At 66.7% G+C, this 22,284-nt stretch carries 21 protein-coding genes; 13 read left to right on the plus strand and 8 right to left on the minus strand.

Translation table 11 applies throughout. The features are described 5' to 3' along the window. Positions 1–15 precede the first annotated feature (15 nt). Entirely contained in the window at positions 16–1,602 is a 1,587-nt protein-coding gene (gene nadB, locus ACMT1E_RS12940; RefSeq protein WP_414900741.1) for an L-aspartate oxidase, read from the plus strand. Positions 1,603–1,608: 6 nt separating this feature from the next. Here the strand turns inward: nadB and ACMT1E_RS12945 are convergent, their stop codons facing one another. After that, on the minus strand, positions 1,609–2,430 hold the full coding sequence (locus ACMT1E_RS12945) for an alpha/beta fold hydrolase (protein WP_414900742.1): 822 nt from the start codon (positions 2,428–2,430) through the stop codon (positions 1,609–1,611). A gap of 80 nt (positions 2,431–2,510) precedes the next feature. On the opposite strand from ACMT1E_RS12945, the gene polA reads away from it, so the two are divergent. Next, positions 2,511–5,270: a DNA polymerase I gene (gene polA / locus ACMT1E_RS12950; protein WP_414900744.1), complete on the plus strand. Its 2,760-nt coding sequence runs from the start codon at positions 2,511–2,513 to the stop codon at positions 5,268–5,270. 54 nt (positions 5,271–5,324) lie between these two features. Here polA and ACMT1E_RS12955 read toward each other — a convergent pair whose 3' ends face one another. Next, the gene (locus ACMT1E_RS12955) at positions 5,325–6,113 is read right to left on the minus strand and encodes an energy transducer TonB (RefSeq protein WP_414900746.1); all 789 of its coding nucleotides are present in this window, start codon (positions 6,111–6,113) and stop codon (positions 5,325–5,327) included. 143 nt (positions 6,114–6,256) lie between these two features. Here ACMT1E_RS12955 and ACMT1E_RS12960 point away from each other — a divergent pair, with 143 nt between their 5' ends. Beyond that, on the plus strand, positions 6,257–7,792 hold the full coding sequence (locus ACMT1E_RS12960; RefSeq protein ID WP_414900747.1) for a lipopolysaccharide biosynthesis protein: 1,536 nt from the start codon (positions 6,257–6,259) through the stop codon (positions 7,790–7,792). Here ACMT1E_RS12960 and purH read toward each other — a convergent pair. The 3 genes from purH to ACMT1E_RS12975 form a co-directional block, all read right to left on the minus strand. Continuing rightward, positions 7,764–9,353 carry a bifunctional phosphoribosylaminoimidazolecarboxamide formyltransferase/IMP cyclohydrolase gene (gene purH, locus ACMT1E_RS12965; protein WP_414900749.1) on the minus strand — a complete coding sequence of 530 codons (1,590 nt, stop codon included), beginning with the start codon at positions 9,351–9,353 and terminating at the stop codon, positions 7,764–7,766. The two genes, ACMT1E_RS12960 and purH, sit on opposite strands and share 29 nt — an antisense overlap. Positions 9,354–9,419: 66 nt before the next feature. Continuing rightward, the gene (gene ggt / locus ACMT1E_RS12970; protein ID WP_414903429.1) at positions 9,420–11,093 is read right to left on the minus strand and encodes a gamma-glutamyltransferase; all 1,674 of its coding nucleotides are present in this window, start codon (positions 11,091–11,093) and stop codon (positions 9,420–9,422) included. A 50-nt stretch (positions 11,094–11,143) separates the two neighbouring features. After that, a complete protein-coding gene (locus tag ACMT1E_RS12975) occupies positions 11,144–12,163 on the minus strand; it encodes a quinone-dependent dihydroorotate dehydrogenase (RefSeq protein ID WP_414900750.1) in 1,020 nt (339 codons plus the stop codon). A 240-nt stretch (positions 12,164–12,403) separates the two neighbouring features. On the opposite strand from ACMT1E_RS12975, the gene ACMT1E_RS12980 reads away from it, so the two are divergent. The 8 genes from ACMT1E_RS12980 to ACMT1E_RS13015 all read left to right on the plus strand — a co-directional run bounded on the left by ACMT1E_RS12980 (position 12,404) and on the right by ACMT1E_RS13015 (position 19,349). After that, positions 12,404–13,252 carry a helix-turn-helix domain-containing protein gene (locus ACMT1E_RS12980; RefSeq protein ID WP_414900752.1) on the plus strand — a complete coding sequence of 283 codons (849 nt, stop codon included), beginning with the start codon at positions 12,404–12,406 and terminating at the stop codon, positions 13,250–13,252. A gap of 104 nt (positions 13,253–13,356) precedes the next feature. Continuing rightward, the gene (locus ACMT1E_RS12985; protein ID WP_414900753.1) at positions 13,357–13,764 is read left to right on the plus strand and encodes an RrF2 family transcriptional regulator; all 408 of its coding nucleotides are present in this window, start codon (positions 13,357–13,359) and stop codon (positions 13,762–13,764) included. After that, positions 13,764–15,233 (plus strand): Fe-S cluster assembly protein SufB, encoded by a 1,470-nt coding sequence (sufB, locus tag ACMT1E_RS12990; RefSeq protein ID WP_414900755.1) that lies wholly within the window; start codon positions 13,764–13,766, stop codon positions 15,231–15,233. The genes ACMT1E_RS12985 and sufB overlap by 1 nt, the downstream gene beginning before the upstream one ends. Positions 15,234–15,475: 242 nt before the next feature. Further along, positions 15,476–16,219 carry a Fe-S cluster assembly ATPase SufC gene (gene sufC / locus ACMT1E_RS12995; RefSeq protein ID WP_414900756.1) on the plus strand — a complete coding sequence of 248 codons (744 nt, stop codon included), beginning with the start codon at positions 15,476–15,478 and terminating at the stop codon, positions 16,217–16,219. Continuing rightward, complete coding sequence (locus ACMT1E_RS13000; protein ID WP_414900757.1) at positions 16,216–17,286, plus strand: SufB/SufD family protein; 1,071 nt, start codon at positions 16,216–16,218, stop codon at positions 17,284–17,286. Before sufC ends, ACMT1E_RS13000 begins: the two co-directional genes overlap by 4 nt. Then, complete coding sequence (locus ACMT1E_RS13005; RefSeq protein ID WP_414900758.1) at positions 17,286–18,503, plus strand: cysteine desulfurase; 1,218 nt, start codon at positions 17,286–17,288, stop codon at positions 18,501–18,503. Before ACMT1E_RS13000 ends, ACMT1E_RS13005 begins: the two co-directional genes overlap by 1 nt. Then, positions 18,500–18,967 carry an SUF system Fe-S cluster assembly protein gene (locus ACMT1E_RS13010; protein ID WP_414900760.1) on the plus strand — a complete coding sequence of 156 codons (468 nt, stop codon included), beginning with the start codon at positions 18,500–18,502 and terminating at the stop codon, positions 18,965–18,967. The genes ACMT1E_RS13005 and ACMT1E_RS13010 overlap by 4 nt, the downstream gene beginning before the upstream one ends. A 28-nt stretch (positions 18,968–18,995) precedes the next feature. Then, positions 18,996–19,349, plus strand: coding sequence for a HesB/IscA family protein (locus ACMT1E_RS13015; RefSeq protein ID WP_414900761.1), 354 nt, complete (start codon positions 18,996–18,998; stop codon positions 19,347–19,349). Positions 19,350–19,437: 88 nt separating this feature from the next. On the opposite strand, the gene ACMT1E_RS13020 is transcribed toward ACMT1E_RS13015, so the two are convergent. Continuing rightward, the gene (locus ACMT1E_RS13020) at positions 19,438–19,770 is read right to left on the minus strand and encodes a GIY-YIG nuclease family protein (protein WP_414900762.1); all 333 of its coding nucleotides are present in this window, start codon (positions 19,768–19,770) and stop codon (positions 19,438–19,440) included. A 2-nt stretch (positions 19,771–19,772) separates the two neighbouring features. After that, a complete protein-coding gene (locus ACMT1E_RS13025) occupies positions 19,773–19,997 on the minus strand; it encodes a hypothetical protein (RefSeq protein WP_414900763.1) in 225 nt (74 codons plus the stop codon). A 60-nt stretch (positions 19,998–20,057) separates the two neighbouring features. On the opposite strand from ACMT1E_RS13025, the gene ACMT1E_RS13030 reads away from it, so the two are divergent. Then, a complete protein-coding gene (locus tag ACMT1E_RS13030) occupies positions 20,058–20,963 on the plus strand; it encodes an IS1595 family transposase (protein WP_414900765.1) in 906 nt (301 codons plus the stop codon). 111 nt (positions 20,964–21,074) lie between these two features. Here ACMT1E_RS13030 and ACMT1E_RS13035 read toward each other — a convergent pair whose 3' ends face one another. Further along, on the minus strand, positions 21,075–21,839 hold the full coding sequence (locus tag ACMT1E_RS13035) for a hypothetical protein (RefSeq protein ID WP_414900766.1): 765 nt from the start codon (positions 21,837–21,839) through the stop codon (positions 21,075–21,077). Here ACMT1E_RS13035 and ACMT1E_RS13040 point away from each other — a divergent pair. Further along, a complete protein-coding gene (locus tag ACMT1E_RS13040; RefSeq protein WP_414900767.1) occupies positions 21,817–22,221 on the plus strand; it encodes a hypothetical protein in 405 nt (134 codons plus the stop codon). The two genes, ACMT1E_RS13035 and ACMT1E_RS13040, sit on opposite strands and share 23 nt — an antisense overlap. Positions 22,222–22,284 lie beyond the last annotated feature (63 nt).

The raw sequence follows: 22,284 nt of genomic DNA on the forward strand, positions 1-22,284 counted from the left end.
GAAAGGAGTGGGGCGTTGGCCGATACCCATAATTTCGATGTCGTCGTCATCGGGTCCGGCGCAGCCGGGCTGACGACCGCGATCAGCCTGGCGGAACGGTTTCGCGTCGCCGTCATCGCCAAAGGCGGACTGTCCGAAGGATCGACCGCCTGGGCACAGGGCGGCATTGCCGCGGTACTGGAGGCCGGCGACACCTTCGAAAGCCATATCGAAGATACGATGATCGCCGGTGCCGGGCTGAACGACCGCAAGGCGGTGGAATTCGTCGTCGAGAATGCACCGCACGCGATTGCGCGGCTGGCCGAACTGGGCGTGCCGTTCAACGCCGAATCGGGCGAATTCCACCTGACGCGGGAGGGCGGGCACAGCCACCGCCGCATCGTCCATGTCGATGACGCGACCGGCGCCGCCGTCCAGCGCGCGCTGGAAAGTGCCGCCGCCAAACACCCGAACATTACCCTGATTCCCGACCGTGTCGCCATCGACCTGGCGACCGGCCGCCACGAGATGCGCTATTCCGGCGCCGGGCGGGTTTGGGGCGTCTATGCGGTCAACCGCGCGACCGGCCATGTCGAGCTGTTCACCGGGCGCGCCACCGTGCTCGCGACCGGCGGGGCGGGCCGCGCCTATCTGTTCTCCACCGCGCCGCGCGGTGCGACCGGCGACGGCATCGCGATGGCATGGCGCGCCGGCGCCCGGGTGTCGAACATGGAATTCATGCAGTTCCACCCGACCTGCCTCTACAATGTCGAGGTCAAGAACTTCCTGATCACCGAGGCCGTGCGCGGCGAGGGCGGCCATCTACTGCTACCCGGCAGCGGCCACCGCTTCATGCCGGAATTCGACCCGCGCGCCGAACTGGCGCCGCGCGATATTGTCGCCCGTGCGATCGATCATGAGATCAAGCGCCTCGGCCTCGACCATGTCGACCTGGACATCAGCCACCGCCCGCCCGAATTCGTGCGGGAGCATTTCCCGAACATCTACGACAAGCTTCTTGGCCTTGGCATCGACATGACCAGGCAGCCGATCCCGGTCGTCCCGGCCCAGCATTACACCTGCGGCGGCGTCGTCACCGACCTGGACGGGCGCACCGACCTGCCCGGCCTCTACGCTGCCGGAGAGGTCAGCCAGTCCGGCCTGCACGGCGCCAACCGGCTGGCGTCCAACTCGCTGCTCGAATGTCTGGTGTTCGGCGAAGCGGCGGCGCGCGACATCGGCGCCCATTGGGATGAACTGCCGCCGCCACCGCCGATCCGCCCGTGGGACGAAAGCCGGGTCACCGATTCCGACGAGGAAGTCGTCATCAAGCAGAACTGGACGGAAATCCGCCGGTTCATGTGGAACTATGTCGGCATCGTCCGCACCACGAAGCGGCTGGAGCGCGCCGCCCACCGGATCAAGCTGCTCTCCGAAGAGATCGACGATTATTACGGCCATTTCCGGGTGACGCCGGACCTGATCGAGTTGCGCAACCTGCTGCAGACCGCCGACCTGATCGTCCGATCGGCGCTGAGCCGCAAGGAAAGCCGCGGACTGCACTATATTCTCGACTATCCCGACACGTTGCCGGAAGCCGTCGACACCATATTGGTGCCGTAATCGATATCAACCGGACAGGAATGTTTTTGTAATATTTGCGAACCGGACCGGTTCATCAAGCATGATCATATGGCCAGCACCGGCGACGCCGACCAGGGTAGCGCGCGGGTAGGCGGCGCGGTAGCCGGACACCACCCGGCGCGGATCGGCGATGTCGGGCGGCGGCTCGGCATAGACGACGGTCAACGGCGCGGCGAGCCGAGTGATTGCCGGGCCAAGATCGGTCTCCGCCAGTTCGCGCAGCGCCGTTGCCGAGACCCGGCTGTCACTGGCGGTATCGCCGCCGAACAGGCCCATCAACGCCGCCATGCCGCGCTGACCGCCGAATGCCGCCTGCAACCCGTCGAACAGCTCGCGCATCGACGGGTCCAGCCCGAAGCCGCGCGCCGGCGCCGGCAGAATGTCGACGACCATCAGCCGCCCCGACACCGCCGGAAAGCGCAGGCCGAGCATCAGCGCGATAATCCCGCCCATCGAATGACCGATCACCGCCGGGCGGCGCAGCCCGGCCTCGGCGCAGTAGCGGGCGATCTCCGCCGTCACCGGACCGAGCACCGCGCCATTTGCATTCGCGCCGGCGGCGAGCCCGCCAAAACCGGCGATCTGGACCAGATGCCAGCGGACGCCGGGCAGCGCCGCGACCAGCCCGTTCCACACCGCCCGCGACGAATTGAGCCCGTGGACCAGCACCACGTCCGGCCCGGCGCCCCGCACGGTGACGGTCAGCCGCGCCGACGTGAAGGTCGCGCGCGCCGGCGCCGCCGCCAGCAACGGCATGGCGGCGAACCCGGCGAGCAGCCGGCGGCGGTCTATCCTTGCGTCCCTCATCGCCCGGTCCCTGCCAGCGCCCGCCTTAACCGGCGCTTGCGCGGTGGCACCGGGCGCCGGCATCCGCTATCCCCGCTGCCATGGCATCCAACCACCTCTATCTCGTCGACGGGTCGAGCTACATCTTCCGCGCCTATCACCGGCTGCCGCCGCTGACCAACATCCACGGCCAGCCGGTCGGCGCGGTCTATGGCTATACGACGATGCTGTGGAAGCTGGCCGACGGGCTGCGCAAGGCGGACGGGCCGACCCATATGGCCGTGATCCTCGATCATTCGGCGAAGAGTTTCCGCAACGACCTGTTCGACCAGTACAAGGCGCACCGACCGCCGCCGCCCGAAGACCTTGTCCCGCAATTCCCGATGATCCGCGACGCGACCCGCGCCTTTTCGCTGCCGTGCATCGAGGAGGAGGGGTTCGAGGCCGACGACATCATCGCCAGCTATGCCAAGGCGGCGCTGCGTGCGGGGTGGAGCGTGACCATCGTTTCATCCGACAAGGACCTGATGCAGCTGATCGAGCCGGGCCTCGACCTGCTCGACACGATGAACAACCGCCGGATCGACGCCGACTATGTCGTCGAGAAATTCGGTGTCGGACCGGATCGGCTGGGCGACGTGCTCGGCCTGATGGGGGATTCGGTTGACAATATTCCCGGCGTCCCCGGCGTCGGCCCGAAGACGGCGGCCAAGCTGATCCTGGAGCATGGCGATGTCGAGGCGGTGCTGGCCGCCGCCCCGGCGATGAAGCCCGGCAAGCTACGCGAGAATTTGATCGAGCATGCCGACATGGCGCGGCTGTCGCGCATCCTCGTCACATTGAAGGACGACGTACCGCTGCCCGACCCGCTCGACGCGCTGGCGCTGGGCGACATACCGGAACCGCCCCTGCGCGCGTTTCTCGAACATCACGGCTTCCGCTCGCTGGTTGCCAAGCTCGGCGCGGTCGCCGAGGCGCCGGTGACGGCGGCCACCGCCGCCCCCGCCCCGCCGACCGTCGGCCCGGAGGCGCCGTGCGACCACGACGCCTATGAAGCCGTCACAACCCTCGACGCGCTCGACCGCTGGGTGGCGGAAGCGACGGCGCAGGGGATCGTCGCGGTCGACACCGAGACCGATTCGCTCGACCCGATGCGCGCCAATCTGGTCGGGGTCAGCCTGGCGCTGGCGCCGAACAAGGCCTGCTACATCCCGATCGGCCATGTCGGCGGCGACCTGCTGTCCGACGCGCCGGTGCAGATCGACCGCGCCGCCGCGATCGCCCGGCTGAAGCCGCTGCTCGCCGACCCGGCGGTGCTGAAGATCGGCCACAACATCAAATACGACATCATCGTCCTCGCCCGCGCCGGGGCGGAGGTGACGCCGTTCGACGACACGATCCTGATGAGCTTCGCGCTCGACGCCGGGCTGCACGGGCACGGCATGGACGAACTGGCGACCATCCACCTGTCGCACAGCTGCATCGCCTACAAGGATGTCGTCGGCAGCGGGCGCAACCAGCTCGGCTTCCATCAAGTCGACCTGAAACGGGCGACCCACTACGCCGCCGAGGACGCCGACGTCACCTGGCGCTTCCACCGCCGCTTCCGCCCGCGCCTGTCCGCCGAGCAGGTGACGCGTATCTATGAACGGGTCGACCGGCCGCTGGTGCCGGTGCTGGCGCGGATGGAGCGGCGCGGCATCAAGGTCGACCGCGCCCAGCTTGCCCGCCTGTCCGCCGATTTCGCCCAGCAGATCGCCGGGCTGGAGGCGGAGATCCACGCGCTTGCCGGCACCCCGTTCACCATCGGCAGCCCCAAGCAGCTTGGCGACATATTGTTCGAGCAGATGGGACTGAAGGGCGGGCGCAAGGGCAAGAGCGGCGTCTATTCAACCGACGTCAACGAGCTTGAACGGCTGGCCGCCGACGGGGTGGACGTGGCGCGCAAGGTGCTCGACTGGCGCCAGCTGGCCAAGCTGAAGTCGACCTATACCGACGCGCTGCAGCAGCAGATCAATCCGGAAACCGGGCGCGTCCACACCAGCTACGGCCTGACCGGCGCGCAGACCGGCCGGCTGTCGTCGAACGACCCGAACCTGCAGAACATCCCGGTCCGTACCGAAACCGGCCGCCAGATCCGCGACGCGTTCATCGCCGAGCCGGGCAACGTCATCCTCTCCGCCGACTACAGCCAGATCGAGCTGCGCCTTGCCGCCCACATGGCCGACGTACCGGCGCTGAAAGAGGCATTCGCGCGCGGCGAGGACATCCACAACCTGACCGCGCTCGAACTGTTCGGAGAGGTCAACCGCGACACCCGCGCCCGCGCCAAGACGATCAACTTCGCCATCCTCTACGGCATTTCGCGCTGGGGGCTGGCCGGGCGGCTGGAGGTGACGCCGGACGAGGCGCAGGCGATGATCGACCGCTATTTCGAGCGTTTCCCCGGCATCAACCGCTATATCGCCGAAACCCTGACCCACGCCCGCGAAGTCGGCTACACCACCACCCTGTTCGGCCGCAAAACCCATTTTCCGCGGATTAACGCCCGCGTCCAGCACGAGCGCCAGGGCGCCGAGCGGGCGGCGATCAACGCGCCGATCCAGGGAACCAGCGCCGACATCATCAAGCGGGCGATGGCGCAGATGGAACCGGCCCTTGCCGCCGCCGGGCTGCCGAACGTGCGGATGCTGCTCCAGGTCCACGACGAACTGGTGTTCGAGCTGCCCGAAACCGACGTCGACGCGGCAAGCCCGGTGATCCGCGCGGTGATGGCCGCCGCCGCCGAACCGGCGGTCAAGTTGAGCGTGCCGCTGGGCGTGGAGATCGGCACCGGCCCAAGCTGGGGCGCGGCGCACTGACCGGGCCGCGCCTGCCAGCGCAGGCGCACCGTATTTCCGTCGTGCGAACCGGCGTCAACGCCCGGGCAGCATCCAGCGCATGACCCGCCGCGCCCAGGACGGGACCGGCTTGCCGTCGCGATCGAGCGCCGGCGTCGCCCATCGACCACGCTCGACCATCGTCACACAGGATGTCGCGTCGAGCGACGGCGAACCAGTGGTCTGGATCATCCGGCAGTCATGCGCCCGCCCGTCGATGCCGATCTGCCATAGCATAATGCCGGTGCCCTGCTCGCCCGCCGCCACAGCCTCTTTCGGATAGTCGGCATTGGTGATGAAATAGCCCGGCGCGCCAACAGCGCGGGTCGCGACCGCCGCGACCGCCGCCGGATCGATCGCCCACGCCGACAGCATGTCCGCGCCGCACGCATCGAACAGCGCCGCTACCCCGGCACCGCCGTCATTGGACAGCTCCATCGGCTTGCGTGTGACGCCGGAGACCGTCCAACTGGTGGCGGCAACCGCTCGGCCCAGCTCGGCCGACGTCAGCGGCAGACCGATGACCGGCTGGCCGCTGTCCGCGTCGACTCTGGCCTGAAAGGGGACCGCGACGTCTGCCTCGCCACCGCCAAACCCAAGTCTGGCCTTGCCGTTCGGCCGCGGATGTTCGGATGCCGGCACGAACAGCTCAACGACACCGTCGCCGCTTTCCGGCATTCGGCTGAGGCGCACCGTTAGCGCCCGGCCGTCCGCCTCGAAACTGCGCCGCACGCTGCACTGGGTCGGCCGCTCCACCCGAACCCACGCATCGGTGGTAGCGAAAGTGGTGGAGGCAGTGGCCATCGCAACGAGGTTGATCAACATTGACGGATTCCGGGAGAGAGATGAATCGCAACATATTGTATATGAATCACTATATTGATCCACACAACCTGCCCGCCAGTCCGCCGCCATCGTCCGTCGCGCCGGATATGGAGCTTTCGGGCCGCCGCCGCTAAGAGGGGGGGATGGGGGCAGAGGCCACATCCGCCGACGGGGGCGACATCGCCGCCCTGGCCAAGGGCGGGCGGACCAACTTCTTCGGGTTCGTGCTGCGCCTGATCGCGCGGATCCCGTTCCTGTTCATCGCTGGCCGCCTGTACGGGCCGGACGCGCTCGGCCGGTTCGCGCTGGCCATTCTGGTCATCGAATTCACCGCGCAGATCGCCACGCTGGGGCTGAAGCGCGGGCTGGCGCAGCAGCTGTCCGAGAACCGCCAGCCGCATGTCCACATCGTCTGGAACGCCCTGCTCGTCGCCGGAATCGCCTCCGCCGTCGGCGCGGCGGTGCTGGCCGCCGTGCCGGAGATCATGTTTCCGAACAGCGGCATCAACGGGCTGGAGCAGCTGTTGCCGCTGACCATCTTCGCCTTCGCCTGGTCGGACGTGTCGCTGGCGGCGCTCGCCTACCGGCTGAACGTGGCGGCGACGGTCAGGGCGCGGGCGGTGGTGGAGCCGTGGACGATCAGCATCGCCGCCGGCGCGCTCTATTTCTACTCGCAGCGCGACGGGCTGATCATCGCCTATGCGCTGTCGATGATCGCGGCGCTGCTGGCGTCGATGATCCCGTTCATCCGCGAATATGGCCTGCCGCGTGGCTGGCGCCCCGCGCCGGCAGAGCTGTTCCGGCTGACCCGGCGCAACATCCCGCTCGCCGCCGCCGATGCGATCGAGTGGGGCACCCGCAATGTCGACCGCTTCATCCTCGGCCTGTTCTTCAGCCCGGCGGTGGTCGGCATCTATTGGGTCGCGCAGCAGATCGTCACCCTGCCGCAGAAGCTGAAGACCAGTTTCGACCCGATCCTCGGCCCGGTCATCACCCAGAATCTGGAAGCGGGGAACAAGGCGGCTGTCGCCCGGCAGGTACGCCAGGTTGGTTTCTGGATCATCGCGGCGCAGGCCGGCATCGCGCTGGCGCTGGCGATTCCGGGCGAAGCGGTGATGGGCCTTGCCGGACGCGAATTCGTCAGCGGCACCGGCGCCCTCGCCTTCCTGCTCGCCGCGGAGGTGGTGGCGGCGACGGCGGTCGTGTCCGAATCGGCGCTGATCTACATCGCCCGCCACCGCAACCTGATGCTGTCGGTGGCGACGATCACCATCCAGATCCTGCTCAGTTTCGCCTTCATCCTCGGCGCGCGGGCGCTGGGCCTGCCGATGGCGGTGCAGGCGATCGGCCCGGCGGCGGCGCTGCCGATCGCCCTCGGTTTCGCATCCGTCGCCAAGGCGCGGCTGCTGTCGCGGCTGCTCGACGCGCCGGTGTCGCCGTGGCGCTGGGCACTGGTCTGGGCGACAGCGGCGGCAGTCGCCGTCGGCTATGGCGTGACCGCATTGCCACGGTCGCTCGAATGGCTGGAACTGATCCTCGGCCTGCCGCTGATCCTCGTCACCTACGGCGCCGTCATCTGGTACAAGGGCTTCACCCATGAAGACCGCGTGCTATTCCGCCGCGCGCCGGCCGCCGCCGGCACCACGCCGGTCAGTGGCGGAAGTGGCGCATCCCGGTAAACACCATCGCCAGACCGGCCGCGTCGGCGGCGGCGATCACCTCCGCATCGCGGATCGATCCGCCGGGCTGGATCACCGCCGTCGCGCCCGCCTCGACCGCGACAAGCAGGCCGTCGGCGAACGGGAAGAAAGCGTCCGACGCCACCGCAGATCCGATCGTGCGTGGCTGGTCCCAGCCGGCCTTGTCGGCTGCGTCCTTGGCCTTCCAGGCCGCGATCCGCGCCGATTCCAACCGGTTCATCTGCCCGGCGCCGATGCCGGCGGTTGATCCGCCCTTGGCATAGACGATCGCGTTCGACTTGACGTGTTTCGCCACCGTCCAGGCGAACAGGCAGTCGGTCAGTTCCGCCGCGGTCGGCGTGCGTTTCGTCGCGACGGTCAGTTCCGCCTCGGTGACCCGACCATTGTCGCGCGACTGGACCAGATAGCCGCCGGCGATCGTCTTGACCTTCAACCCCGGCCGGGCCGGATCGGCCAGCGGTCCGGTCAGCAGCAGGCGCAGATTCTTCTTGGCGGCGAACACGGCGCGCGCTTCCTCGTCCGCATCGGGCGCCGCGACGACTTCGGTGAAAATCTCTACCATCGCCCGCGCCGTCGCCCCGTCGAGCGGCCGGTTGACCGCGACGATACCGCCAAATGCCGACACGCTGTCGCAGGCCAGCGCGGCGCGATAGGCGTCGAGCAGCGTATCGGCGCTGGCGACGCCGCACGGGTTGGCATGCTTGACGATGACGACCGTCGGCGGCCCATCGCGAAACTCGCCGACCAGTTCCAGCGCCGCGTCGGCATCGTTGTAGTTGTTGTAGCTGAGCGCCTTGCCCTGCAACTGTTCGGCTTGGGCAATGCCGTTGGCATGCGGGCCGACCGGCAGGTACAGCGCCGCGTGCTGATGCGGGTTTTCGCCATAACGCAGCTCATCCGCCCGCGTCGCCGTCAGCGCCAGCGTATCGGGGAAGGTCTGCTGCTGGTCGGCGAAGGCGAACCATTGCGAGATCATCGCGTCATAGGCGGCGGTGGCGGCGAAGGCCTTGGCTGCCAGCCGCTTGCGGAAGGCGAGCGTCGTCGCGCCGCCATGCGCGTCCAATTCCCCGATCAGTTCGGCATAGTCGGCCGGGTCGGTGACGATACCGACAAAGGCATGGTTCTTCGCGGCCGAACGCACCATCGACGGGCCGCCAATGTCGATATTCTCGATGATTTCATCGCGCGCGGCGCCGCGCGCCACGGTCTGCGCGAACGGGTAAAGGTTGACGACGACCAGATCGATCGCGCCGATGTCGTGCGCCGCCATCGCCGCGACATGCTCGGCATCGTCGCGCACCGCGAGCAGGCCCCCATGCACCTTGGGGTGCAACGTCTTGACCCGGCCATCCATCATCTCGGGAAAGCCGGTCAGGTCGGAAATGTCGCGTACCGCAAGGCCAGCATCGCGCAGCGCGGTCGCGGTGCCGCCGGTCGAAACCAGTTCCACGCCATGGCGCGCCAGCGCCTGGCCAAGGGGAATGAGGCCGCTCTTGTCAGAGACGGAGAGCAGCGCGCGGTTTATCCTGATCGTGTCCATGCCGCGCCATAGGATCGCCGCAGGGGCACCGCAACCCGTTGACCGCCGTCACGAAGGCCAATCCGCCTATGGATTCAGCGCGACACCCTCGCTGCGCGGATCGGCGCCGCCGGCCCAGCCCGCCGCCGTCCAGCCGGCGGCGTTCGCCTTGCCCCACGCCGGGCGGGTGATGACGGCATGGCCGAGCGCCTTCAGCGCCGGGGTCATCGCCTCGACCGGAGAACCGGCTTCCACCACCAGCGCGGTACCGCTGAAATAGAGGTTGGGCAGCGCCACCGCCTGTTGCGCGTCGAGGCCCCAGTCGATCCGCGCGACCAGCCCTTTCAGCACCTGCATGATGATCGTCTTGCCCCCGGCTGCGCCGATCGCGAACACCGGCCTGCCCGCCGGATCGTAGACGATCGTCGGCGCCATCGACGACAATGGCCGCTTGCCCGCTTCCACCCGGTTGGCGACCGGCGCGCCGTCCTTTTCCGGCGCGAAGGTGAAATCGGTCAGTTCGTTGTTCAGCACCATGCCGTTCGCGACGAGCTGGCTGCCGAACGCGCCTTCGACCGTCGACGTCATCGTCGCGACATTCCCGGCCGCGTCGACCGCGACGAAATGGGTGGTGCCGCCGTCCTCGCCGGGCGTCGCCGGGGTCCGTGGCTGGGCGCCGGGCGGCGTCCCCGCTTCGTAGCGGCCAAGGCTGCGGTCCGTCGCGATCAGTGCCGAGCGCGTCTTCACATAAGCCGGGTCGAGCAGCCCGGCGACCGGCACGGCGACGAAGTCGCTGTCCCCAAGATAGGCATCGCGGTCGGCATAGGCGAGCAGCATCGCCTCGCCGATCAGGTGCCAGGCGTCCGGGTTGTCCTTGCCCAGCGCCGCCATGTCGAAACGCTCGATCATGCCGAGGATCTGGAACACGGTTGTCGCCCCGGAAGAAGGCGGCCCCATGCCGCAGATCCGGTAGAGCCGATAGGTCGTGCACACCGGCGGCCGCTCAACCGCGCGGTAGGCGGCAAGGTCGTCGAGCGTCAGCGCCGACGGGTGGCGCGGGGCGTTGGCGACCGCGTCAGCCAGCGCCCGGGCATTGGCACCGGTATAGAATGCGTCGGCCCCGCCGGTCGCAACCGCGCGCAGCAGCGTGCCGAGCGCCGGGTTGCGCAGGGTGGCGCCGACCGCCGGCGCAGTGCCGCCGGGCATGTAGAGCGCGGCGATCTCCGGGAAATCCTTCCACAACCCGGCCATCGCGGCGATGCGGCCGTTCAGCGTCCGGTTGACCACGAACCCGTCCTCCGCCAGGCGGATCGCCGGGTCGAACAGTTTCGCCCAGGGCAGCTTGCCCCATTTGGCGTGAACCGCCTCCATCAGCCGGATGTTGCCGGGCACGCCGACCGAAAGCCCCCCCGCCACCGCGTCCCGAAAGCCCATCGGCGCGCCATCGGGGGTGAGGAAGCGTTCGGGCGTCGCGGCGGCGGGCGCTTTTTCCCGCCCGTCCACCGTCGCCACCGCGCCGGTCGCGGCATCGTGATAGACGAAGAAGCCGCCGCCGCCGATGCCGCTCGACTGCGGTTCTACCACGGTCAGCGCCAGCATCATCGCCATCGCCGCGTCGGCGGCATTGCCGCCCGCGCGCAAAATCTGCTGCCCGGCCGCCGCGGCGCGTGGGTCGGCGGCGGAAACGACCGCCTCCGCCGCAACGGCGGGGGCGGGCAGAACCAGGAACAGGGCGAGGAGCAGGGACAGGCAGCGGCGCATGCCCCGACAATAGAGGCCTGAACCGCCGGGGGAAAGATGCCTGCCGCCACTCACGCGCCGACCGCCTGCTCGATGCTGGTAAAGCCGTCGCGGGCGATCAGATCCTTCAGCCCGGCAACGATGCGCTTCGCCAGCCCCGGCCCTTCATAGACCAGCGCGGTATAGAGCTGGACCAGGCTGGCCCCGGTGCGGATGCTGGCATAGGCGTGTTCGGCCGACGCAATGCCGCCGGCGGCGATCAGCGGTAGCGCACCGCCGGTCGCGGCGCGAAAATCGGCGAGGCGCTGCAATGCCAGCGGGCGCAACGGCGCGCCGGACAGGCCGCCCGCCTCGCCGGCATGGCGCGAAGCGAGGCCCGGCCGGCCGATCGTCGTGTTCGACACGATCAGCGCATCGACATGCCGGTCGATCGCCAGCCGGGCGATCGCGTCGATATCCGCCGGCTCCAGATCCGGCGCCACCTTCAGAAACAGCGGCGGCCCGGCACCGCGCGCTTCCATCACCACGTCGAGCAGCGCGGTCAGCGCCGCCGGGTCCTGCAACGCGCGCAGCCCCGGCGTGTTGGGCGAACTGATGTTGACGGTCAGATAGTCGGCGACCGCCAGCATCGTCGTCACGCCCAGCGCGTAGTCGGCGACGCGGTCAGCCGAATCCTTGTTGGCGCCGATATTGACGCCGACGATGCCGCTACGCCGCCCGCGCAGCCGGGCGAGCGCCGCCGGCTGGCCGCCATTGTTGAACCCCATCCGGTTGATCACCGCCTGGTCCTCCCCCAGCCGGAACAGGCGCGGGCGCGGGTTGCCCGGCTGCGGGCGCGGGGTCAGCGTGCCGACCTCGACGAAGCCGAAGCCGAAGCCGAGCATCGCCGCGGGCACCTCCGCATCCTTGTCGAACCCCGCAGCCAGCCCGACCGGGTTGGGAAAGGTGAGCCCGGCGACGCGAATCGCCAGCGCCGGATCGGGCCGGGGCGGCGGCAGCGCCGGCAGGCGCTTCAGCGTGGCGACGGTAAGTCGATGCGACCGCTCCGCATCAATCGAATGGATGAGGGGACGAACAAGAGGAAAAAGCATGCCGCTGCTTACCAAAAACCAGCGCCTGCACCATCTTTTTGATGGGGGGCGGCGAACGGAAATGTCGAATCTATCCAATACATCTAACTCGAATCATTCTAGGACGGCCCCGCGACCCGAAGGGCTCCTGACGTATTGGGGGTTCTTTTACTTGGCCTGGCCGGTTTTCCGGCCAGGCCGCTTTTCATAATAGCACCAGCTCGCTAGACTTGTTCGCCAGAACGGGTCGGATAAGCATGTATGTCTGCGTTGTCGCTTGAGTATGCAGCGCCTGAGCGCGACCTGCGTGACTTCGTTTCCGTCTTCTATGATTTCCGCGCTGACGTTCCTTTGCTGGAAGATTCCGAGCGGGCCGATCTGGCGCAGCTCCGTTTCAAGTTGAGCCACGGCCCCGGCACCTATCGCTTCGCCGACGGTACCGAGCAGGCCGCGCCGGAAACCCAGGTCGTTGGCCCGACAACCGGGATGACCGTGGTACGCGCCACCGGCCCGGTCGAGGTGTTCGGTGTCGGTCTGCTCCCGGCCGGCTGGGCCGCGCTGATGGGCATCGACGCATCGACGATGATCAACCGGGTGGTCGACGCGCAAGCGCTGTTCGGGCGGCGCATGGGCGAGACGGCGGCGCGACTGCGGGCAGAACCGACGCTCGACGCCCGCGTCGCGATCGGCAATGCGCTGATCCGTGCGCTGGTCGCGGAAGCGAAGGACATGCCGGTCAGCTTCACCCGGATCGTCGACCACTGGCTCGAACGCGCCGATTCGCCCGATGTCGAGGCGCTGGTCGCCGAAGTCGGCCTGTCCCGCCGCCAGGTCGAGCGGCTGTGCAAGCGCTTCTATGGCGCCCCGCCCAAGATGCTGGCGCGAAAATATCGCGCGCTGCGGGCGGCGGTGGCATTGGCGCGCGGCGACACCGACATGGCTTCCGTCATCGCCCGCGGATTTTATGACCAGTCGCATTTCATCCGAGAGATCAAGCGCTTCACCGGCATAACCCCCAGCCGCTTCACCGACGACCTGCCGACGCTGGCCCGCCTGACCCTGAAACGCGGCGCGGTGAAGACGCTGCGACCGCTGATCACCGACACCTGATCCCCCGGCGGAGAATCCTGTGGGCGGCGGCGGCAGCGCTTGACGCGGGCCGCGTGCACGCCCACATGGCAATCGGATCGAATCAATCCTAATTCGGATATGTCATGCGCCTGTCGAGTTTTACCGACTATTCCGTCGTCATCATGGCGGCAGCGGCGCGGGCGCCGCTCGGCACCCGCCTGTCGGCGACGATGCTGGCCGCCGATACCGGCATCCCGCTGCCGACAACGCAGAAGCTGATGGGACGCCTGGCCGCCGCCGGGCTGTTCACCTCGGCACGGGGCGCCGGGGGCGGCTTCGCGCTGGCGCGACCGGCACAGGCGATCAGCCTTGCCGATATCATCGAGGCGGTCGAAGGGCCGATCGCGCTGACCACCTGCCTCGACAGCGAAGGCCATGACTGCGCGCTGGAACAGGGGTGTCGGGTGCGGCCGGTGATCGGTTCGGTCAACGGCGCGGTGAAGGGTGCGTTGTCCGTCGTGACGCTGGCGACGCTGGCGGGAGCGGCCTGATGGCGACGCGCAACCAGGAAGCACTGGCCGCCGCCGAGAAGGCGTCGACCTACGAATGGGGCTTCACCACCGACATCGAGCAGGACTTCGCCCCCAAGGGGCTGAGCGAGGACACCGTCCGCTTCATCTCGGCCAAGAAGAACGAGCCGGAATGGATGCTGGAATGGCGGCTGAAGGCCTATCGCCACTGGCTGACCATGGAACAGCCGGACTGGGCGAAGCTCAACATCCCGCCGATCGACTATCAGGACGCCTATTACTACGCCGCGCCCAAGGCCAAGCCGACGGTCGGTAGCCTTGATGAGGTCGATCCCGAAATCCTGAAGGTCTACGACAAGCTCGGTATCCCGCTCGCCGAGCAGAAAGTGCTGGCCGGGGTGGAAGGCGCGCCCAGGGTCGCCGTCGACGCGGTGTTCGATTCGGTCAGCGTCGCCACCACCTTTCGCAAGGAGCTGGAAGCGGCGGGCGTGATCTTCCGCTCGATCAGCGAGGCGATCCGCGAATTTCCCGACCTCGTCCGCCCCTGGCTGGGCAAGGTCGTGCCGATGCGCGACAATTATTTCGCGACGCTCAACTGCGCGGTCTTTTCCGACGGCACCTTCGTCTATGTGCCCAAGGGCGTCCGCTGCCCGATGGAGCTGAGCACCTATTTCCGCATCAACGCGGAAAATACCGGCCAGTTCGAACGCACGCTGATCGTCGCCGACGCCGGCGCCTATGTCAGCTACCTCGAAGGCTGCACCGCGCCGATGCGCGACGAGAACCAGCTCCACGCCGCCGTCGTCGAGCTGGTCGCATTGGACGATGCCGAGATCAAATATTCGACGGTGCAGAACTGGTACCCCGGCGACGCCGAGGGCAAGGGCGGCATCTATAACTTCGTCACCAAGCGGGCGCTGTGCCAGGGCCGCAACAGCAAGGTCAGCTGGACCCAGGTCGAAACCGGCAGCGCCGTCACCTGGAAATACCCGTCCTGCGTGCTGGCCGGGGAGAACAGCGTCGGCGAATTCTATTCGGTCGCCGTCACCAACAATTTCCAGCAGGCCGACACCGGCACCAAGATGATCCATCTCGGCAAGAACAGCCGCTCGACCATCGTATCGAAGGGGATCAGCGCGGGGAAGTCGAACAACACCTATCGCGGCCTGGTCCGCGTCGGCCCGACGGCGGACAATGTCCGCAACTTCACCCAGTGCGACAGCCTGCTGCTCGGCGACCAGTGCGGCGCCCACACCGTCCCCTATATCGAGGCGAAGAACCCCAGCGCCCAGATCGAGCATGAGGCGACGACCAGCAAGATCAGCGACGACCAGCTGTTCTACGCCATGCAGCGCGGGCTGGATCAGGAACAGGCCGTCGCGCTGATCGTCAACGGCTTCGCCAAGGATGTGCTCCAGCAACTGCCGATGGAATTCGCGGTGGAAGCGCAAAAGCTGCTCGGCGTCAGCCTCGAGGGGAGCGTGGGATAATGAGTGCAAACCAACTAATCGAGATTCGTGTTCAACGCCGCATTCCGGGGAAGACTTTTCCCGAGGCGGTCGGCGAGTTCGAGTTTAGAATAGTACCCCGCATTGGTGAGTTCATCCACTTGCTAACCGATAATGGTGACGAACTGCTGTTGCGAGTTCAGGATGTGGACCATTTCGCCGAAGCGAAACCTCCTTTCGTTAGCGGCGCGGACATCTTGCTTACGTGCGACTCTGAGGATTAAATGCTCGAAATTAACAACCTCCACGCCACGGTCGCCGACAAGCCGATCCTGAAAGGGCTGACGCTCGCCATCAACCCCGGCGAGATTCACGCGATCATGGGGCCGAACGGCGCCGGCAAGTCGACGCTGTCCTATGTGCTGGGCGGCCGCCCCGGTTACGAGGTGACGGGCGGCACCGCGACGCTCGACGGGCAGGACCTGCTCGCCCTCGCCCCGCATGATCGCGCGGCCGCCGGGCTGTTTCTCGGCTTCCAGTACCCGGTCGAGATTCCGGGCGTCTCCAACGTCCAGTTCCTGCGCGAGGCGCTGAACGCGCAGCGCAAGGCGCGCGGCGAAGACCCGCTGTCGGCCGGCGATTTCCTGCGTGTCGCCCGCGCGCAGGCGACCGCGCTCGGCCTTGACCTCGACATGCTGAAGCGGCCGGTCAATGTCGGCTTTTCCGGCGGCGAGAAGAAGCGCAACGAGATGGTCCAGATGGGGATCATCGACCCGAAGCTGGCGATCCTCGACGAAACCGACAGCGGCCTCGACATCGACGCGCTGCGCGTCGTCGGCGACGGCATCAACCGGATCATGCGCAAGCCGGACAAGGCGGTGCTGCTGATCACCCATTACCAGCGGCTGCTCGACTATGTGAAACCGGATTTCGTCCACGTCCTGGCGGACGGGCGGATCGTCCGTTCCGGCGGCGCCGAACTGGCTCTGGAGCTGGAGCGCGAAGGCTATGGGGCGCTGGCCGCATGAGCGCGCTCGCCCTGCCGTCCCCGCGCGATGAAGCGTGGCGCTGGTCGGCGCTGGCCACGCTGCCGGCGCTGGCCGAGGCGTCACCGCGCGCCGACGCGCCGCCGGTCGCCCCCGCGTTCGGCGGCCCGCACCTGACCTTCGTTGATGGCGTCTATCGGCCGGAACGCAGCAACCCCGGCCCGGTCGCGGTCGGCGCGGTCGACGCGGCAAGCGACCATCCGCTCGCCCGCCTCGCCGCCGGCCCGGGCTGGACGCTGGCGTTGGGCGACAATCACGCCGCCGGCCCGGTCGAGATCATCCACCTGTCGACCGGTGGCGCCAACCATGTCCCGGCCCGCATCGCCCTTGCCGCCGGGGCGCAGGCGAGCGTCGTCGAGACCTTCGTCGGCGACGGCTGGGCCAACCGGCTGACCGCGATCGCGCTTGGAAAGGGCGCGCGGCTGATGCGGGCGCTGCGCCTGACCCAGACAAGCGGTTTCACCTCGCTGCGTGACGAAGCGGAAATCGGCGAAGGCGCCAGCCTTGTCACCGTCGCGCTTGGCGCCGGCGGCGCGGGCAGCCGGATCGACGCGGCGCTGACCCTGACCGGCACCGCCGCCTATGCCGAAATGGGCGGCGCGCTGCTCGCCCGCGGCGACCAGCGACAGGAAGCGGCGGTCGTCGTCCGCCACGCCGCCGAACAGGGGGTCAGCCGCCAGATCTGGCGCGCCGTCGCCGACGACAGCGCCAGCGCCAGCCTTGCCGCCCGCGTCGAGGTGGCCAAGGGCGCGCAGAAGACCGACGGCGAACAGTCGTTGCGCGGCCTGCTGCTCAAGCGCGCGGCGACAATCAATCTGAAGCCAGAGCTGGAAATCTTCGCCGACGACGTGAAATGCGCCCACGGCGCCACCGTCGGCGAACTGGACGCCCAGGCCTTGTTCTACCTCGCCAGCCGGGGCGTCCCCCCGGCCGAAGCGCGCGCGCTCCTGACGCACGCTTTTGTGGTCGACGCGCTCGGCCGCATCGATGACGAGGCTCTGCGGGACGCATTCATCGCCGACGCCGACGCATGGCTGGCGGCGCGCTGATGGCAACCCTGCTTTCCCCGACCAACGCATTCGACCACCGCGCCGATTTTCCGGCGTTGCCGGCCGACTGGCATTATCTCGACAGCGCCGCGACCGCACAGAAACCGCAGCTTGTGACCGACGCGATCGCCCGCGCCTACGATCGCGATTATGCGACCGTCCATCGCGGCGTCTACAAGCGGTCGGCCGACATGACGCTGGCCTATGAAGCGGCGCGGCGGCGGATCGCCCGCTTCATCGGCGCCGCATCCGCCGACGAGCTGGTGTTCGTCCGCGGCGCGACCGAGGCGATCAACCTTGTCGCCCAGACGTGGGGCCAGACCCAGTTGAAGGCCGGCGACCGCATCCTGCTGTCGGTTCTGGAGCATCACAGCAACATCGTGCCCTGGCAGTTGCTGCGCGACCGCATCGGCATCGCAATCGACGTCTGCCCGCTGACCGCCGATGGCCGCATCGACCTCGACGCGGCGGAGGCGCTGCTGACCCCGGCGCATAAGCTGGTCGCCCTCGCCCATGTCTCGAACGTCCTCGGCTCGGTGCTCGACGCCCGGCGCGCGGCGGAACTGGCGCATGGCGTCGGCGCGAAGCTGCTGCTCGACGGGTGCCAGGCGGTGCCGCGCCTGCCGGTCGACGTCGCCGCGCTCGACTGCGATTTCTACGCCTTTTCGGGGCACAAGCTCTACGGCCCGACCGGCATCGGCGCGCTGTGGGCGCGGGCCGAGATCCTCGACGCGATGCCGCCCTGGCAGGGCGGCGGCTCGATGATCGACAAGGTCAGCTTCGAACGCACCACCTACGCCCCCGCCCCCGCCCGGTTCGAAGCGGGGACGCCGCACATCGTCGGCGGCGTCGGGCTGGCCGCGGCGGTCGATTATGTCGAGGGCATCGGCCTCGCCGCGATCCACGCGCATGAAGCGGCGCTGGTCGCCGAGGCGCGCGAGCGGCTGGCGCGGATCAACAGCGTCCGCCTGTTCGGGCCGGCGGACAGCGCCGGCATCCTCAGCTTCGCGGTCGACGGCGTCCACCCGCACGACGTCGCCACCATCCTTGATGAGGAGGGCGTGGCGATCCGCGCCGGCCATCACTGCGCCCAGCCGCTGATGGCCGAAATGGGCGTCACGGCGACGGCGCGGGCAAGCTTCGGCATCTACAACGACGCCGCCGATGTCGAGGCACTGGCGCGCGGCGTCGAACGGGTAACGAGAATTTTCGGATGAGCGACGAACAGAGCATCAAGGTCGAAGAAGTGGACGCGGTGGACAAGCCGCCCCGCGCGCGAGTGGACGACGCCCCGCGCGAGACGTTCGAGCGCAAGCGCGACTATCTCGAAGGCTTTCTGAGCCAGAAACCGGCGACGGTGGCGGAAGGCGAGCCGGGCGGCGCGCTCTACGAAGCGGTCATCGACGCGCTGCGCGAGATCTACGACCCCGAAATCCCGGTCAATATCTACGATCTCGGGCTGATCTACGGCGTCGAGGTTGCCGCCGAGGGCCATGTCGCAGTGACGATGACGCTGACCACGCCGCATTGCCCGGTGGCCGAATCGATGCCGGGCGAGGTGGAGATGCGGGTCGGCGCCGTCCCCGGCGTCGGCAGCGCCGAGGTCGAACTGGTTTGGGACCCACCGTGGGACCCGCAGAAAATGTCGGATGAAGCCAAACTGGAACTTGGCATGTTATAAGGGGGGTTAAGGAAGGAACGAAGCACCGATGACGACCACCACCCGGACAAGGCCGGCGGCGCTGACCCTGACCCCGGCGGCGGAAGCCCGCATCGCGGCGCTGATGGCCGGCGCCCCGGACGGCGCGATCGGCGTCAAGCTGTCGACCCCGCGGCGCGGCTGTTCCGGCCTCGCTTATTCGGTCGACTATGTGACCAAGGCGGATTCCTTCGACGAACGGATCGAAACGCCCGGCGGCAGCTTCTTCGTCGACGGCGGGTCGATCCTCTACCTGATCGGCAGCCGGATGGACTGGGTGGAGGACGACTTCACCGCCGGCTTCGTGTTCCAGAACCCCAACGCCAAGGGCAGCTGCGGCTGCGGCGAAAGCTTCACGGTCTAGGCCCGAACCGTCATCCCGGCGTGCGCTGGGGGGTATAGTGATAGCTGGTGGAAATTGTATTTGTGACCACAGCTCACTCGGGTGAGCCCTATGTCGAGGTAGGGGAGTAGCGGCTATTCAAAATCGGCAGGGAACCCTCGGCCGAAAGATGTATATTCAACCACGTCCGTTCGACCTTGTTTGTTTCTGGAGTTTCGAACCAGTATATCCAAGTCGCTCTTCCTAGAGGCGTCGATGCCACTTTTTTTGGGGTGTCTAAATGCTGAATCATGCGGCGACGAATGCCTGCTGTTAGCCCGATATACAAGATGGTCCCATCAAACGTGGTGAGAACGTAACAGCCCGAACTATCGGGCAAAAAACGCTCCCGGCTGCGCCGAAAACTGTCCCTCTTTACAGGTTTGGGAAAGAGCTCACTCACATTCAAAATTCGATCGCCGTGGCCATGGATGCCTTATGAAGCGCTCGGGTCATCTCTTGACTGACAACGTTAATTGCTCCGGCATTCAAGAAGCTCGCTTTCCCTCCCTTTGCCCACCAGTCGGAGTGGCCAACCCCTGCATACTCTCCCTCGGCGCTGTCAAAACAAGCTTGGAGCAAATGCTGCATGGTGGAAACGGTAAAGCTACCTTTATCTTGAAGCTTCATAAAAAATGGAACCCATTTATCCCCTTGACCCACGTTCGCTAATCTGCGATATAATGGGGCATGACGAAGAAAAGCCCCTCTGCCAGCCCTGAGTTCTCGGTTCGGGAGTTCTTTGCCCGCTTCCCCGACGAGCAGGCTTGCCTTGAGCACATCATGTCGGTTCGCTTCGGCGGCACCATGATGGATTGCCCGGCTTGCGGCGCGGAAGGCCAGTTCCACAAGCTGCGCGAGCGCCGGGTCTATGCCTGCCCGAACTGCCTTCACCAGATCGCGCCGACTGCCAACACGATCCTGCACGACACGCGCACCCCGCTCGTTTCGTGGTTCTATGCCATGTATCTGTTCTGCACGACGCGCCACGGCGTGAGTGGCAAGGAACTTCAGCGCCAGCTTGGCGTGACCTACAAGACCGCATGGCGCATGGGGCAGCAAATCCGCGATCTCACGACCAAGGCGCAGGGCTTCGACGCTCTGCTGGCCGGTCACGTCGAACTGGACGAAGCCTATGTTGGCGGTCGCCGTTCGGGCGGTAAGCGTGGTCGTGGCGCACCGGGCAAGACGATCGTCATGGGCCTTGCCGAGCGCGATGGTCGCATGAAGGCGGTTGTCATCCCGGACGTGAAGAAGGACACGCTGCGCGACGTGGTTCTGGACAATGTGGAGCCCGGCTCGGTCGTCTCGACCGACGAGCTGGTGAGCTACAACTTACTGGCGGGCGACGGCTTCGAGCATGGCGTGGTGAAGCACGGCAAGAAGGAATACGCCCACTACGATTACCGTTCGGGCAACACCTTCCACGTCAACACCGTTGAAGGCTTCTGGCGGCTGTTCAAGGCTTCGGTTCGCTCGACCCATGTCCAGATCAGCGGCAAGCATATGCAGCGCTATCTCGACGAGTTCACTTTCCGCGCTTCGAACCGTGGGCGCGTGAATGGGATGTTTGATCTTCTGGTAGGGGCGCTGTGATGCGCCCCACCATGGCTTCGAACTGAGCACGATCGGCAGGGCCTGTGCCCTCCGCTTCGGCTTGGTTGATGAAGTCCGACAATCGGCCCTCTGCGAGCGCCTGAGATAGGCTCAAGCGCCCAACCACGATGCTGCCCTTTCGTAAACGCCATCCTCTTGGCGCCCTTCAATCACATGGCCCGATTGCGAGAGGATGTTGAAAAAGGGCCCCATCGCTACCTTGTCCTTGACCACCGCCACGCGGGCCGGGGGCGCATCGGCTAGAGAAAAATCATGGAACATCGCTGCTGCCGGATAAACCGACATGTGGTGGTTGGCGACAGCCTGAAAAATCGCCTGCTGGCCATCGAGGTGGACAACAGCGTCCACTTCCCATTGCTTAGTGGAGGGACCTGTAAGCGTCTGCTCACGCTCTACTCGCGCCTCCCCGAACACGGCGCGCAATCGTTGAAACAAATAGTCTGCGATTTCCGCCTGACCCTTTTTGCTGGCCTTGTGGAAGACCTTCCACGCCAGTCGTGAGGATGCAGCGGCAACGTCCGCCATGGCCGCTGCTAGCGCCTCTGGCGCGGCTTCAGACTGGAGCGAGCGGGTATCACTCCAAACCGCCATTCCTTCCGTGACGCTGGCGACATTCTTTGAAAAATACGTGCTCGCGCCGATTAGATCGGTTTCGCGGTAGGCCAGTGCGTTGTCTGAGATTGCGTATCCAAACCGCGTCTGAGTTATTGCGAGGCAGACCGCGCTGCCGCCAGGATAAAAAAGCGGGAGCGTGACATTAACAGCTTCTCCCCACCGGTTCACATGAACCAGTTGACCGATGGCTTCTGCCACGGCCCGATCAAGATCGGAGGTGAAGGGCACGATATTTGTCATTCAATTACACCAGCTTAAGCTGCCATTGCGGCAACTCGATGCGGTTTATACCATTGATTCTAAACTGAATCCTTACCAAGTCAAGAAGCTCGTCGAAGGAGACGGGGTCTGGATCGAGCGCTATTGCGAATGGAAGATTGCCCTCTCGCATCCGCCCTTGGTCCTCAAGCCAGTTGCCCTCATGCGTGTGATGATGAGACCCGACGATGAGTGGCGAAGGCTTTCCGTCCACCGCCGGGTTCTTGTGGATCGGGGACAAAGGTCGCCATTCGATCCGAGCCAGCGGCAGTCGAGTGCGACTGCCGGGGATGCCGATTTCAAGTTGGAAAAGAACGTCCGCGTCCACGCGATTGGTGTTGCAGGTAGCGCGCAAAGCAAATGAGCCAACCGTGACCCCGGCGACCTCTAGCGGCGCGAAGATTTCAATCTTCCCCGAGGCGTCTGG

The sequence above is a fragment of the Sphingomonas flavalba genome, from assembly GCF_047553045.1.
GTDB classification, from domain to species: Bacteria; Pseudomonadota; Alphaproteobacteria; order Sphingomonadales; family Sphingomonadaceae; genus Sphingomonas_L; species Sphingomonas_L flavalba_A.